This window comes from Stenotrophomonas sp. GW821-FHT02D01, from assembly GCF_059421765.1.
Genome location: NZ_JBWKVP010000001.1, coordinates 836,821 through 851,324, shown reverse-complemented (window position 1 = coordinate 851,324; position 14,504 = coordinate 836,821). Strand labels below are relative to the sequence as shown.

The window sequence follows — 14,504 nt, the reverse complement described above, 5'->3', positions numbered from 1 at the left end:
GCCGTGCCATGCCCGGCGGCATTGGCGATATCGCGCACCGTCAAGTCCTTGTCGCAACCCCCTGCCCTCGCTACCCTGACCGGGCACTCCAGCGCTTCCCGACCCCGGCGACGATTCCCGCGTCTGCACCCGGGGCCTGCGCGCTCCAACCTGGTCCGGCATGTCCAACTCCCGCTTCGTACATCTCCACGTCCACACCGAGTTCTCGCTGGCGGACTCGACCATCCGCGTGCCGGCCAAGCCGGACCAGGCTGACCCGAAGAAGGCCAAGCAGGCCAACCTGCTATCGCGCTCGGTCGAACTCGGCCTGCCTGCGCTGGCGGTAACCGACCTCAACAACCTGTTCGCCCTGGTCAAGTTCTACAAGGCAGCCGAAGGTGTGGGCATCAAGCCCATCGCCGGCGCCGACGTGATGATCGCCGAGGAAGGGCAGGACCCGTGGCGGATGACCCTGCTGTGCCGCGACCGAGAGGGCTACCTGAGCCTGTCGCGTCTGCTGACCCGTGCCTGGATGGAAGGCCATCGCCCCGAGGGCGGCGTCGCCGTGCACCCGGACTGGCTGAAGGCCGGCAACGCCAACCTGTTCGCCCTGGCCGGCCGCGAGAGCCTGGCCGGGCGCCTGGCCCTGGATGGCAAGCACGATCTGGCCGAGCAGCAGCTGGCCGACTGGCAGCGCGTGTTCGGCGACGGCCTGCACCTGGAGCTGACCCGCACCGGCCGCGATGGCGAAGAGAGCTTCAACCAGTTCGCGCTGATGGCCGCTGGGCAGCGTGGCCTGCCGGTGATTGCCAGCAACGACGTACGCTTCCTGTCGCCGTCCGATTTCAGCGCGCACGAAGCACGCGTGTGCATCTCCACCGGCCGCGTGCTGGATGACCCCAAGCGCCCGCGCGAGTACAGCGACCAGCAGTACCTGAAGTCGGCCGAAGAGATGTGCGCGCTGTTTGCCGACATTCCCGATGCGATCGACAACACGCTGGCGCTGGCCGAGCGCTGCAACATCGAGATGCGCCTGGGCACCTACTTCCTGCCCGACTATCCGGTGCCGGACGAGGAGACGCTGGACAGCTGGATCCGCAGCGAATCGCGCAAGGGCCTGGCCGCACGCCTGGAAAAGAATCCCATCGCGCCCGGCATGACCGCGCAGGATTACAGCGACCGCCTCGAGTTCGAGCTGGACACCATCATCAAGATGGGCTTCCCCGGCTACTTCCTGATCGTGGCCGACTTCATCCAGTGGGGCAAGGCGCAGGGCATCCCGATCGGCCCGGGCCGTGGTTCCGGTGCCGGCTCGCTGGTGGCATGGGCACTCCAGATCACCGATCTGGACCCGCTGCCGTACAACCTGCTGTTCGAGCGCTTCCTCAACCCCGAACGCGTGTCGATGCCCGACTTCGACATCGACTTCTGCATGGACCGCCGCGACGAAGTCATCGACTACGTTGCGCGCAAGTATGGCCGCGAGCGGGTCAGCCAGATCATCACCTACGGCACCATGGCAGCCAAGGCGGTGGTGCGCGATTCCGGCCGCGTGCTCGGCTTCCCCTACGGCCTGGTCGACGGCGTCGCCAAGCTGATCCCGAACATCCTCGGCATCTCGCTGAAGGATGCGATGGGTGAGGGCAAGGACAGCGAGATGGCTTCGCCCGAGCTGATCCAGCGCTACCAGAGCGAGGACGACGTCCGCGACCTGATCGACCTGGCGCGGCAGCTGGAAGACCTGACCCGCAACGCCGGCAAGCACGCCGGTGGCGTGGTGATCGCGCCCGAGCCGTTGAGCGAGTTCTGCCCGCTGTTCGCCGAACACGATGAAGATGGCCGCGGCAAGAACCCGGTCACCCAGTTCGACAAGAACGACGTTGAAGAAGTCGGCCTGGTGAAGTTCGACTTCCTCGGCCTGCGCACGCTGACGATCATCGACTGGGCGGTGAAGGCGATCAACAAGCGCCACGAGCGCGCCGGCATTCCGCCGGTGGACATCACCCAGCTGCCGCTGGACGATGCGCCCACCTACAAGGACATCTTCGCCTCGGGCAATACCGGCGCGGTGTTCCAGTTCGAATCTTCGGGCATGCGCCGCCTGCTGAAGGACGCCAAGCCCGACCGTTTCGAAGACCTGATCGCGCTGGTGTCGCTGTACCGGCCCGGCCCGATGGACCTGATTCCCTCCTTCGTCGACCGCAAGCACGGGCGCGAAGACGTGGAGTATCCCGATCCGCGCACCGAGCGCATCCTGCGCGACACCTACGGCATCATGGTGTACCAGGAGCAGGTGATGCAGATGGCGCAGATCGTCGGCGGCTACTCGCTGGGCGGCGCCGACCTGCTGCGCCGTGCGATGGGCAAGAAGGTGCCGGCGGAAATGGCCAAGCACCGCGAGATCTTCCGCGAAGGTGCGGCCAAGGACGGCGTCGGCGAAGCCAAGGCCGATGCGATCTTCGACCTGATGGAGAAGTTCGCCGGCTACGGCTTCAACAAGTCGCACGCCGCCGCCTACGCGCTGGTGAGTTACCAGACGGCCTGGCTCAAGCGCCATTACCCGGCCGAGTTCATGGCCGCGACGCTGTCTTCGGACATGGACAACACCGAAAAGGTGGTCGGTTTCCTGGACGAGGTGCGCAACCTTGGCCTGACCGTGCTGCCGCCGAAGGTGAACCAGTCCGCCTTCATGTTCGAAGCGGCCACGCCGGACACGATCCAATACGGCCTGGGGGCGATCAAGGGCGTCGGCCAGGGTGCCTGCGAAGCGGTGGTGGAGGAACGCCTTCGCGGCGGTGACTACACCGACCTGCTCGACTTCTGCACCCGCATCGGTTCGGCCAAGCTCAACCGGCGCACGCTGGAAGCGATGATCAACTGCGGCGCGCTGGATGAGCTGGGCCACAACCGTGCCTCGCTGATGCTGCAGCTGCCGGAAGTGATCAAGGCCACCGAACAGATGGCGCGCGAGCGTGCGTCCGGCCAGAATTCGCTGTTCGGCGGCCCCGAGCCGGGCGTGCAGGCCATCCACCTGGAGCTGCAGGAAACCGACGAGTGGCCGTTGCTGCAGCGCCTCAACGGCGAGCGCGACACGCTGGGCTTCTACCTCAGCGGCCACCCGTTCGACCCGTGGCGCGATGACGTGCGCGATCTGGTCGGTACCGACCTCGGCTCGGTGGAAAAGATCTGGAGCGCCAACAGCAACAGTGGTGGCGGCGAGAAGCGCTGGCGTCCGGAAGTGCAGACCGTGCTTGCCGGCCAGGTGGTCGGCGTGCGCCGCAAGGGCGAGAGCCAGATCTTCATCCAATTGGAAGATGGTCGTGGCCGCGTCGAATGCAGCGCGTTCTCCGATGCCATGGCCGAGTTCGGCCACCTGATGACCAAGGACCGTATCCTGGTGGTCAAGGGCGGCCTGCGCGAAGACGAGTTCAACGGCGGCTTCGCATTGCGCATCCGCCAGTGCTGGGACTTCGACGAAGTCTGTGCGAACTACGCCACGCGCCTGTCGCTGCGGCTGGACCTGCGACAGCAGCGACCGGTTTGGGAGCGCATCGACGCCCTGCTCGACCGCCATCGCCCCGGCCGCACGCCCCTGCGCCTGGACCTGCTGTTGAAGGGACCCGATGGCGGCATCGCCGGCATGCTCGATGTTTCCGGGCAGAGTGCGGTGCGCGTCGATTCCAAGCTGATGGAGGCGCTGCGCGCCGAACCAGCAGTGCGCACGCTGAAGGTGCGCTACAGCCCGCCATGGGCCAGCTGAGGCTGGCCCCACCCCGTTTCCGCTTTCCCGCTGCATACGTCAAGGACGATTGCCCGTAATGAAGAACCTGCTGTTGCCGATGATGGCCGCGCTCGCGCTGGCCGGCTGCTCCTCCAAGGTCGATTTCGAGATCGACAACCCCACCGATGCGCCGCTGGCGATCAGCATCGATGGCAAGGACCTGCCGGTGGCCGCGCACGCGTCGCGACCGATCAGCCTGGCTGCCGGTGAGCATCACCTGCATACCGACCGCCTGGGCGATGTGCGCTTCATCGTCTACGCCGATGGCCGCGGCGGCCTGATCAATCCCAGCCTCAGCGAATACGTGACCGCGCGCGAGATCTATGTGACCGGCGAGGACAAGCTGAAGAACTTCGGCGTCAGCGGCCTGGGCATCGAGCTGGGCGGCGTCGAGTTCAAGGGGCCGTTCGAAAAGCACCACGGCCTGTTCATCGACAAGACCTGGAACTTCGGCGTGCGCGAGCCGTTCCCCGAGGAGCAGGTGGTTGCGCACGTGGACTCGACCGGCGGCCGGATCAGCACCAAGATCTTCACCGCGCCCGAGTTCATCACCTACATCGAGGCCAGCATGGGCGAACCCGGTGCCTACAAGCGCGAGCAGCCCGCCGGCTACGTGGCCCCGGCCTACACGCTGGAACCGGCGCCGGCGCTGCCCGCGCTGGACCCGGCCTTCGAGGCCCATGCCGGTCCGGTGCGCGACATCTATGCCCGCTGGCTGAAGGCCACCACGGCCAGCGAGCAGAAGGCCCTGCGCAAGGAAGACTTCCAGGCGCAGATGGCCTTCACCCAGGCCACCATGACGCTGGGCGCGAAGCTGCCGGTGGCGGCCAACCAGGCCTACAACGACTTCGTGACGATCCGCAGTACCGAAATGGCCCGCAGCGCGCTGGTCCTGCCCTGAACCGGCGGCCGGCGGACCGACTGGCGCCGCCGGCCCCCACTGCGCTACCGTCGGCTTCCAGACGAAGGCGTACGGGCCGTTCCTGCGCATTCGGCTAGAATTCCCCTCTTCTTTACACGACGGCTTCCGATGAATCCGAACTACCTCGACTTCGAGCAACCCATCGCCGACCTGGAAGCCAAGATCCAGGAACTGCGCAACGCCAGTGCCGGGCCGGCGGTCAATGTCGAGGCCGAAGTGCATGCGCTGCAGGACAAGCTGCGCGTGCGCACCGCACAGATCTTCCGCAACCTGACCTCGTGGCAGGTGCTGCAGCTGGCCCGCCATCCGTCGCGCCCGTACACCGCCGACTACATCCGCATCATCTGCGATGAGTTCCAGGAACTGGCCGGCGACCGTGCCTTCGCCGACGACAAGGCGATCATGGGCGGCCTTGCCCGCATCAATGGCCGCTCGGTGATGGTCATCGGCCACCAGAAGGGCCGCGACACCAAGGAAAAGATCAAGCGCAACTTCGGCATGCCCAAGCCCGAGGGCTACCGCAAGGCGCTGCGCCTGATGAAGATGGCCGAGCGTTTCGGCCTGCCGGTGCTGACCCTGATCGATACCGCCGGCGCCTGGCCGGGCATCGATGCCGAGTCGCGCGGCCAGTCCGAAGCGATCGCGCGCAACCTGATCGAAATGGCCGAACTGAAGGTGCCGATCATCTGCACCGTGATCGGTGAAGGCGGCTCCGGTGGCGCGCTGGCGCTGGGCGTGGGCGACCGTACCGTGATGCTGGAATACGCGGTGTACTCGACCATCACCCCGGAAGGCTGTGCTTCGATCCTGTGGAAGGATGCCGGCAAGGCCAAGGATGCTGCCGAGCAGCTGGGCCTGACCGCGCCGCGCCTGAAGGGCCTGGGCCTGGTCGACAAGGTCGTGCGCGAGCCGACCGGCGGCGCCCACCGCAACCCGACGCAGATGGCCAAGCGGCTGAAGGCCGTGCTGCTGAACGAGCTGGACGCGCTGGACGCGCTGTCCACCGAAGAGCTGCTGGACCAGCGCTACAAGCGCCTGCGCAGCTACGGTACTTACGAAGCGGCCTGAGCCTCTGCTCGAGGCGTTACTTTTCTTTTCGCGAAAAGAAAAGTAACCAAAAGAAACGCTCCGCCAGCCGCGAGCCGGTGTGCTCTGCACACCGGTTCCCTGCGCTCCTCAGTCCGCCAAGGGACGGCGCGGAACTCGCTACGCTCAAACATCCGCGCCTCTACGCCCTTGCCGGACCTCCGGTGCTCGGCTCGCTTGAAGGCGGATTGGGAAAGCAGAGCGAAAAGAATCCACGCATGGCGTGGATCTACTGGGTGCAGGTGTGGCGTTTGACGTTGGGTCCGCCTTTTAGCGAGCCGAGCATCGCAGGGGAATCAGGGGCGTAGAGGCGCCGATGTCTGAGCGCAGCGAGTTCGGCGCCGTCCCCTGATTCACCGAGAAGCACAGGGTACCGGTGCGTAGCACCGGCTCGCGACCTGGCAGCGTGTTCTTTGGTTACTTTCTTGCACGAGCAAGAAAGTGACATGTTCGAGAGCTCCAGATCTCAGAACGGCTTGGCCAGCACCAGCCAGACGATCGGAATGAACGCCAGCAACGGAATTTCGTTGATCCAGCGCAGCGCGCGCGACGACGGCAGCGCCCTGCCCTTGGCCACGCCCTTGAGCAGGCGTCCGATCCAGATGAAGTACGCCAGCAGCACCACCACCAGGCCCAGCTTGGCGTGCAGCCAACCCGCGCCCCCCGGGGCGACCATGGTCGGGAAGTCCGGAATCACCTTGTAGCCCAGCCACAGCACCAGGCCTAGCACGAACGCCAGGCCGAACATCGAATGGCCGAAGCGGTACAAGCGCATGCCCATCAGCTGCAGGCGCTCGGCCACCGCCGGCTGCCCCGCGGTCTCGGACAGGTTCACCAGGATGCGCGGCAGGTAGAACACCGTGGCCATCCATGCCACCACGAACACGATGTGGAAGGTCTTGACCCAGTAGTAGCTCTGCATGCGCTCGCTCCGGCGGCTGGCGTGGATGTCCGCCATTCTCGCATGCGCTGACGAGGCCGCCTCACGTGCAACCGCCGCGACACATCGACGCATGGTGTGGTGCAACACCGTACGATAGGCACCGATTTCACGACTGCACCCGAACGCCATGGACAAGACCTACGACGCCGCCTACTTCCAGCGCTGGTACCGGCACGCCGACATCGGCGGCAGCGCGCGCCTGGCGCGCAAGGTCGCCCTCGCCGTGGCGACGGCCGAGTACTACCTGGAACGACCGATCCGCAGCGTGCTGGATATCGGCTGCGGCGAAGGTGCGTGGCGCGCGCCGCTGCTGAAACTGCGTCCGAAGGTCGAATACCTCGGTTTCGACAGCAGCGAGTACGCTGTGCGCCGCTACGGCCGGACCCGCAACCTGCACCTGGCCAGCTTCGGCGATTTCGCCTGGCTGCGGCCCTGCGCCCCGGTCGACCTGCTGGTCTGTTCGGACGTGATGCATTACGTGCCCAACCGCGAACTTCGCGCGGGCCTGGCCGGGCTGGCCGAGCTGACTGCAGGGGTGGCTTTCCTGGAGACCTTTGCCGCCGAAGATGAATTCGAGGGCGACCATGACGGCTTCCAGTCGCGTCCGGCCCGCTGGTACCGGCGCGAGCTGGCCCGGCAGGGCCTGCAGGCAGTGGGGTCCCACCTCTGGCTGGGGCCAGCGCTGGCCACCGAAGCAACTGCGCTGGAACAGGCGGCCCGCTGAATACGGGCAGGGCGTCTGCTTAACGTCCGGGACAGTCGGATGCGCTATGCTGCGCGGCAACATAAGACCATACATATTCGGTCGGCATGCTCTATCAACTGCACGAACTGACCCGCAACCTGCTCGCCCCCTGGGTGCACCAGGCCCAGGCCAACGCCAAGTTCTTCGCCAACCAGGGACACTGGTGGTCGCAGATGCCCGGCGCTGATCGCCTGGCGGCGGTCAATGAGCTGTTCCATCGCATCGGCAAGGATTACGAGAAGCCCGAATGGGGCATCAACGAAATCGAGGTCGAGGGCGAGCGCGTGCCGATCGTGGTGCACGAGGAACTCAGCAAGCCGTTCTGCAAGCTGCTGCGCTTCAAGCGCCACAGCAATGAAGCCGACCAGCTGCACACCATGCTCAACCAACCGTTCGTGCTGGTGGTGGCGCCGTTGTCGGGCCATCACGCCACGCTGCTGCGCGACACCGTGCGCACGCTGCTGCGCGACCATCGCGTCTATGTGACCGACTGGGTCGACGCGCGCATGGTGCCCGGCAGCGAGGGTGAGTTCGGGCTGGACGACTACATCGCCTACATCCAGGAGTTCATCCGCCATCTCGGCGTCGAGCGCCTGCACGTGGTCAGTGTCTGCCAGCCGACCGTACCGGTGCTGGCCGCCGTTTCGCTGATGGCCAGCCGTGGCGAACCGACGCCGCGCACGCTGGTGATGATGGGTGGCCCGATCGATGCGCGCTGCAGCCCGACCGCAGTCAACAACCTGGCCACGCAGAACCCGTTGTCGTGGTTCGAAAACAACGTCATCCACACCGTACCGGCCAGCTATCCCGGTGCCGGCCGCCGCGTGTATCCCGGCTTCCTGCAGCACGCCGGCTTCCTGTCGATGAATCCCAGCCGCCACTTCAGCTCGCACTGGGATTTCTACACCGACCTGGTGAAGGGCGACCTGGAAGATGCCGACGCGCACCGTCGCTTCTACGACGAGTACAACGCGGTGCTGGACATGCCGGCCAAGTACTACCTGGACACCATCTCCGTGGTGTTCCAGGACTTCCTGCTGCCGCGTGGCGAGTGGGTGGTCAATGGCGAAAAGGTCGACCCGTCGGCAATCCGCGATACCGCGCTGTTGAGCATCGAAGGCGAACTGGACGACATTGCCGGCCTCGGCCAGACCGAAGCGGCGCAGGCACTGTGCAGCGGTATTCCGGCCGAGCGCCGTGAACACTTCATCGTGGATGGTGCAGGCCATTACGGCATCTTCAGCGGCCGCCGCTGGCGCGAAGTGGTCTACCCGAAGGTGCGTGACTTCTTCGCCGCGCATGCCGAAGCCCCGGCAGCGAAGGCCACGAAGAAGAAGAGCAACGTCACCCCGCTGCGGCGAAAGGCGGGGTAGCACGTCCCTGGTGGATGCCAACCTTGGTTGGCGCTTCTGGTAGATGCCAACCTTGGTTGGCGCTCTTTCAAGCGTGCTGACACTTGATGGTTCGTGCCAACCAAGGTTGGCACCTACCATGGCGAAGTGCCGGCCGAGGTCGGCACCCACCAGAGAACAGATCGCTGCCTTACAACCGCACCAGCAGGTTCTTGGCCAGCATGCCGTGCAGCTTGCCGATGCCGCGTGCCAGGTGCATCGTCAGCAGCAGCAGCAACACACCCACCGCTGCTACCACGATCGCCACCAGCGGCGATGCCGCCATCGGCAGTACGTTCACGTCGTTGATGTAGATGCCGGGGATGTCGCCGCTGAAGATCGCCGCCACCGGTGCCCAGATCAAGCCCAGCGACAGCGACAGCAGGGTCACCGCGATGGTGAAGTAGATGATGCCCAGTGGCAACATCAGCACGAAGTACAGCAGGGTCAGCCAGGTGCGGCCATCGGTGAACATGTCGCCGATACGCTGCAGCCAGCTGCGGCTGCGGTCGGTGTACTGCGGCCGGCGCGGCATGCGCTCGCCCAGCAGCGCTTCCACCAGCCGCCCTTCCAGCAACGCCAGCCCACGCACCGAGCCGAAGAACAGCACGGTCAACGGGACGCCGATGATCAGGATCAGCAGGCCCAGCGACAGCGACAGGCCGGTGACCACCCAGGTGAAGAAGAAGATGCCGGTGGCCAGCGACAACAGCATGTAGAACAGCGCGCCGTAGGTGTGCGGGTCCGTCACCACGCCGAAGAAGCGCGCCAGCAGCGAGCGGTGCACGGGCGCTACGGGCTGTGCCGCCGGTGCAGCACCGCTGGCCTCGGCCGCTGCACGCAGCACCGGGCCGGTGTCGGCCCGCGGCGTGCGCAGCGCGCGGTTCACCGTGAGCTCGGTTTCGCGATAGATCTCCGCCACCTCGTCCGGTGCACCGTAGCTGCCGGCGACGTCGGCGATGACCTCGGCTTCGCTGCGGCCGGGTTGCGCCGCCAGTTCCGAGCGCAGGTATTCCTCGGCGTCGTACAGGGCGTCCTGCACCATCGCCGGATCGGCACCGTCCAGCGCGGCACGCAGCTGCGCCAGGTACTGCGGGATGGTGCTGGGCAGACGGTTGCCTGCCAGGTCCAGGTCGTTCATTGCGGTACCCCCTCCAACACGGAATCGACGGAATCACGGGTGTCGCGCCAGGCCTGGCGCCATTGCTGCAGCACCTCCCGGCCACGTGCGTTGATGCGGTAGTAGCGGCGCGGCGGCCCGCTGCTGGACGGCTCCACATGGCTCTCCAGCAGGCCGGCGCCCTCCAGGTTGCGCAGCACCGGGTACAGCGCGCTCTGCTTGCCACTGAGCACGCCCTCGCCCACCCGTTCCAGCTCCTTGGCGATCAGGTAGCCGTACAGCGGCTCACCGGCGCGGGCCAGCACTGCCAGCAGGGCCAGCGACACGGTGCCGGCGCTGAGCTCCTTCTGGAACTTCTTCAGGTGGACATCGTCCTCGGACATGACCGGCCCTCCACTACGTTGAAGTCCACAGTAGTGCGAAGTTCGGTATAGCGAATGTGTCGTTAGTCATCCTGCCGTGTGGAAAGGGGCCTTCAGGCATGATGGACGGCCGCCCGCACTTGGGCCGCAACGCTCTGCGGCAAAGCGTGCCTGCCCTCTTCAAGCCGGCTGAGCAGGGCCTGCCGGCGGGCGGCCCCGAGCGGCGAGTACTGCCCGCTCACCCGAAGCCAGCCATGCACGAGCCGCAGGTGCCAGGCACGTTCATCCTCGCGCTGCGGTACCGCATCCAGCAGCAGGTCGAGGTGTTGCCACAAGGGCAGCCGGGTCAGCTGCCCGAGCAGGCCAGCCTGTGCCACCGGCGAAGGACCGTCGTGGCAGAAGGCGAGCAGGCGCGGCGGGTCCAGCTCTGCCGCCCATAGCATGGTGGCGCTGGCCAGCAACGCATTCACGGTCCGCCCCGGCCTTTCCAGCGCCTCGCGCAGCAATGCCAGACGGGCACCGCCCTCGGCCCGCACCCAGCCGCGCAGGCAGTTGCGCTGGTGGCGCGCCGATACCTGGGGCAACAAGGCGCGCAGTGCGGGCATATCCTCTGCCTCGGCGTGATCGGCCAGCGCTTCCAATGCTTCGCGCCATCGCGCGCGTCGACGGTGCTTGAGCTCGTCTCGCCACAACGCGATGGCCGGCGTGGCCTGCCGCTGCTGGAGCAGCCACATCGCCAACCGGCGCACGCCTCTCGAACGGTCGAATGCCGCGGTTTCGATGTGCGCATCCAAGCCGGCCACCTCGCGCTCGACCAGCGCACGTAACGCGGCACTACGTACCCCGCTCGCAGGCGCGGACAATGCCAGCGCGCACTTCGCCTCGACATCCGCAGGCTCACCGTGGTGCAGAAGATCGGCAAGTGCCAGGTGCGAGATGTGCGGATCACTGTCCAGAATCGCGTGCACGCGCAACGCTGCCCGATCCGGATGACTGTGCAGGGCGACGGCGTAGGCCATCAGCCGGGTACGTGCGTCGGGATGGCCCAGCAGTCCTTCAAGCACTATGCGGCTGGAGGGCGATGACAACCAGGCGAACAGGGTGCCCTCGAGCCACGCCCGGTCAACGCGCTGGGAATGGCGCAGGCGCACGGCGACCGGCCAGGCCGCCAGTACGTGCTGCACCGCGCACTGCCCGAGCAGGGACATCACGCAATCCTGCGCCGCCGCACGCACTTCAGCCACCCAGTCATTGCAGCGGAGCAAGGCACAGGACAACGTCAAATGGCTGGGCACCGAGCGCATCATCTGCAACGCGGCCTCACGCGTGCGGCCATTGCCATCCGAGCCCGCAAGGAACAGTGCCGCCGTCTGCACAGTAGCCGGCGCCGCTGCACAGGCTTTCAGGCAGGCGAGCAGGCCATCATCGTTGGCAGCCCACCAACTGCGCCGACGCTCATCAAGATCGAACAGCCCACGTGGCGACAACGTCTGCAACCAGTGCACACGATCCCCCCCTTCGTCGACGAACGCCTTCAGGATCTGGTCGATTCTGGCGCTCAGTGCGGCTTCGGGGGCCTCCGGATGCGGTATCAACATCATCTGCTTCCATTAAGGAGAATGACCATCGTGCCGCACGTACATGGACACGGCCAGCACGCGACCGTGGCGCAGGCACGCACTCTCGCGCAGAATCGAGGCCTCGTTCATGTTCCGGGGATCCCATGCCGCACCGTCGACGCCTTGCCCTGACCGCCCTCGCCCTGGCCTGCCTGCTGCCTGCAACGGCCAGCGCAGCCACGCCCTACCGCAGCCCGCAGCAGATCCTCGATGCCTCCGCGGCCAGCGACTGGCGCACGCCGGACCCGGCCAACCTGCTGTACATGGACCTGCCGGCCGGCCGGGTGATCATCGAGCTGGCGCCGCAGTTCGCCCCACGCCATGTCGCCAACATCCAGACCTTCGCCCACGAACACTTCTGGGACGGCACCAGCATCTACCGTTCGCAGGACAACTTCGTGGTGCAGTTCGGCGATGCCGACGCCGACGATGCCGCCAAGGCCAAGCCGTTCGGCAGCGCGCAGCGCAAGCTGCCGGCCGAGTTCGAGCGCGCCAGCGCTGGCCTGAAGGTGAGCTTGCTGCCCGACCGCGATGGATGGGCAGCACAGACCGGCTTCGTCGACGGCTTCCCGGTCGGCCAAGACCCGCAGGCCGGCAAGGCCTGGCTGGCGCATTGCTACGGCATGCTGGGTGCGGGGCGCAGCAACGAGGAAGACAGCAGCATCGGTGCCGAACTGTATGTGGTGACCGGCCAGTCGCCGCGCCAGCTGGACCGCAACATCACCCTGGTCGGCCGCGTGCTGAAGGGCATGGAACTGCTCAGCGCGATCCAGCGTGGACCGGCACCGATGGGTTTCTACACCGACCCGAAGCTGCGCACGCCGATCATGTCGATCCGCCGCGCCAGTGACGTGACTGCGGCCGAGCGCACACCGATCCAGGTGCTGCGCACGGATTCAAAGACCTTCGCCGATACGGTGGAAGCCCGGCGCAACCGCGTGGATGATTTCTACAAGCGCCCGGCGGGCCATATCGACCTGTGCAATATCCCGGTGCCGGTGCGGTGATGCTTTCCGCGCGTCACGCGTGCTGAAGGTGCTTCGTTGTTCATGGGCGTTACTTTTCTTTGTACGCAAAGAAAAGTAACCAAAAGAAACGTTCCGCCGGTCGCGAGCCGCCGTGCTGCGCACGCCGGTTCCCTGCGCTTCTCGGTTTGTCGAGGGACGGCGCGCAGAAGTCAGCCGACTAACAGTCGGCTCTACAGGACATCGGCACCTCTTCGCCCCTGATTCCCCTGCGATGCTCGGCTCGCTCAAGGCGGACCCAAGATCAAAGGCCGCGGCTGCACCCAGTAGATCCACGCCATGCGTGGATGCTCTTGCTGTTGGTCTTGACCTTCCAGTCCGCCTTGAGCGAGCCGAGCACCGCAGGTCCGGCGAGGGCGAAGAGGCGCGGGTGTCTGAGCGCAGCGAGTTCCCGCGCCGTCCCTCGGCGGACCGAGGAGCGCAGGGTACCGATGCGCAACGCGCATCGGCTCGTGACTGGCGGAACGTTTCTTTTGGTTACTTTTCTTTGCGTACAAAGAAAAGTAACGCCCATGAACAATGAAGCACCTTCAGCACGTGCCACGTGCAATATGCCTCAGCCCTTCTGACTCACCGCCACGCTACCCAGAATCAACGCACCCGCAATCAACATCTGCACCGTCACCGCTTCGCCCAGGAACAACCAGGCGAACGCAGCGCCAAACAGCGGAACCAGGTAGGTCACCGTTGACGCGCGCGACGGGCCGATGCGGCCGATCAGGCGATAGAACATCAGGAAGGCGAATCCGGTGCAGACCACGCCCAGCGCGATCGCCGCGCCCCATGCCTTGCCCGGAATCGGACCCTGCGGCAGATGAGTGAGCGCCATCGGCAACAACCACAATGAGGCGCACGACAACGTGGCAGCGGCGGCCGCGGCCGAAGGCAGACCGGTCATGTGCCGCTTCACCAGGTTCACGCCCAAGCCGTACAGCAGCGAGGCGGCGGCACCGGCCAGTACGGCCGTGCCGATGCTCAACCCCGAGATCTTGGCCGTGGCCAGGACCACCACGCCGGCAAAACCCACCAGCAGCGCGCCGGCACGGCGCACCCCGATCTTCTCGCCGAAGAACAGGAAGGCGATCAGTGCGGCAAACAGCACCGTCATCGCATTGCAGATCGCACCGATGGCCGCCGGCGCGCGCTCTGCGGCGTAAGCGAACAGCACGAACGGCAACGCCGAATTGACCAAGCCGATCGGCGCCAACCACAACCAGCGGCGCGGCGGGAACTGCGCGCGTGCGCGCCACAGGAACGGCAGCAACACCAGTGCGCCCAGTACCAGCCGTACCTCGACCAGGGCGAACGGCCCGAATGAAGGCACCGCCACCCGCATGAACAGGAACGAGCAGCCCCAGATCGCGCCGAGCAGGGTCAATTCCAGCGGTGTGCGCCAATCACGCTCGGTCGCTTGGGGTATCGCATTCATGTGCTCTGTCCGTTCGTCATCGTGGCGCTGTTCCGGCCACACAGGATCAGCCGCAGACGCCCGCTGCACAAGCGCGTAGTATCGCTGCCAGCCACAAATATG

The 14,504-nt window shown here is 66.1% G+C and carries 11 protein-coding genes; 6 read left to right on the top strand and 5 right to left on the bottom strand.

All coding sequences use genetic code 11. The features are described from left to right. Positions 1 to 160 precede the first annotated feature (160 nt). The 3 genes from dnaE to AC07UW_RS03885 all read left to right on the top strand — a co-directional run bounded on the left by dnaE (position 161) and on the right by AC07UW_RS03885 (position 5,750). A complete protein-coding gene (gene dnaE, locus AC07UW_RS03895) occupies positions 161 to 3,739 on the top strand; it encodes a DNA polymerase III subunit alpha (RefSeq protein ID WP_495211475.1) in 3,579 nt (1,192 codons plus the stop codon). 58 nt (positions 3,740 to 3,797) lie between these two features. Then, complete coding sequence (locus AC07UW_RS03890) at positions 3,798 to 4,661, top strand: hypothetical protein (RefSeq protein ID WP_080149343.1); 864 nt, start codon at positions 3,798 to 3,800, stop codon at positions 4,659 to 4,661. A gap of 129 nt (positions 4,662 to 4,790) precedes the next feature. Beyond that, positions 4,791 to 5,750, top strand: a complete 960-nt coding sequence (locus AC07UW_RS03885; RefSeq protein WP_025877686.1) for an acetyl-CoA carboxylase carboxyltransferase subunit alpha — start codon at positions 4,791 to 4,793, stop codon at positions 5,748 to 5,750. A gap of 484 nt (positions 5,751 to 6,234) precedes the next feature. Here AC07UW_RS03885 and AC07UW_RS03880 read toward each other — a convergent pair whose 3' ends face one another. Further along, complete coding sequence (locus AC07UW_RS03880) at positions 6,235 to 6,690, bottom strand: CopD family protein (RefSeq protein ID WP_495211474.1); 456 nt, start codon at positions 6,688 to 6,690, stop codon at positions 6,235 to 6,237. 148 nt (positions 6,691 to 6,838) lie between these two features. Here AC07UW_RS03880 and AC07UW_RS03875 point away from each other — a divergent pair, with 148 nt between their 5' ends. Both AC07UW_RS03875 and AC07UW_RS03870 read left to right on the top strand, forming a co-directional pair. Beyond that, positions 6,839 to 7,435, top strand: a complete 597-nt coding sequence (locus AC07UW_RS03875) for a class I SAM-dependent DNA methyltransferase (RefSeq protein WP_312108541.1) — start codon at positions 6,839 to 6,841, stop codon at positions 7,433 to 7,435. 86 nt (positions 7,436 to 7,521) lie between these two features. Continuing rightward, positions 7,522 to 8,829, top strand: coding sequence for a polyhydroxyalkanoate depolymerase (locus AC07UW_RS03870; RefSeq protein ID WP_025877691.1), 1,308 nt, complete (start codon positions 7,522 to 7,524; stop codon positions 8,827 to 8,829). A 169-nt stretch (positions 8,830 to 8,998) separates the two neighbouring features. Here the strand turns inward: AC07UW_RS03870 and AC07UW_RS03865 are convergent, their stop codons facing one another. From AC07UW_RS03865 to AC07UW_RS03855, 3 genes are all read right to left on the bottom strand, one after another. Beyond that, positions 8,999 to 9,988 (bottom strand): sensor domain-containing protein, encoded by a 990-nt coding sequence (locus AC07UW_RS03865; protein ID WP_495211473.1) that lies wholly within the window; start codon positions 9,986 to 9,988, stop codon positions 8,999 to 9,001. Next, positions 9,985 to 10,350, bottom strand: a complete 366-nt coding sequence (locus AC07UW_RS03860; RefSeq protein WP_032975774.1) for a PadR family transcriptional regulator — start codon at positions 10,348 to 10,350, stop codon at positions 9,985 to 9,987. The genes AC07UW_RS03865 and AC07UW_RS03860 overlap by 4 nt, the downstream gene beginning before the upstream one ends. A 92-nt stretch (positions 10,351 to 10,442) precedes the next feature. Beyond that, entirely contained in the window at positions 10,443 to 11,537 is a 1,095-nt protein-coding gene (locus AC07UW_RS03855; RefSeq protein ID WP_495211472.1) for a hypothetical protein, read from the bottom strand. 515 nt (positions 11,538 to 12,052) lie between these two features. Here AC07UW_RS03855 and AC07UW_RS03850 point away from each other — a divergent pair. Next, positions 12,053 to 12,955 carry a peptidylprolyl isomerase gene (locus tag AC07UW_RS03850; protein ID WP_495211471.1) on the top strand — a complete coding sequence of 301 codons (903 nt, stop codon included), beginning with the start codon at positions 12,053 to 12,055 and terminating at the stop codon, positions 12,953 to 12,955. 574 nt (positions 12,956 to 13,529) lie between these two features. Here AC07UW_RS03850 and AC07UW_RS03845 read toward each other — a convergent pair. Beyond that, the gene (locus AC07UW_RS03845) at positions 13,530 to 14,402 is read right to left on the bottom strand and encodes a DMT family transporter (RefSeq protein WP_089239805.1); all 873 of its coding nucleotides are present in this window, start codon (positions 14,400 to 14,402) and stop codon (positions 13,530 to 13,532) included. Positions 14,403 to 14,504: the final 102 nt, after the last annotated feature.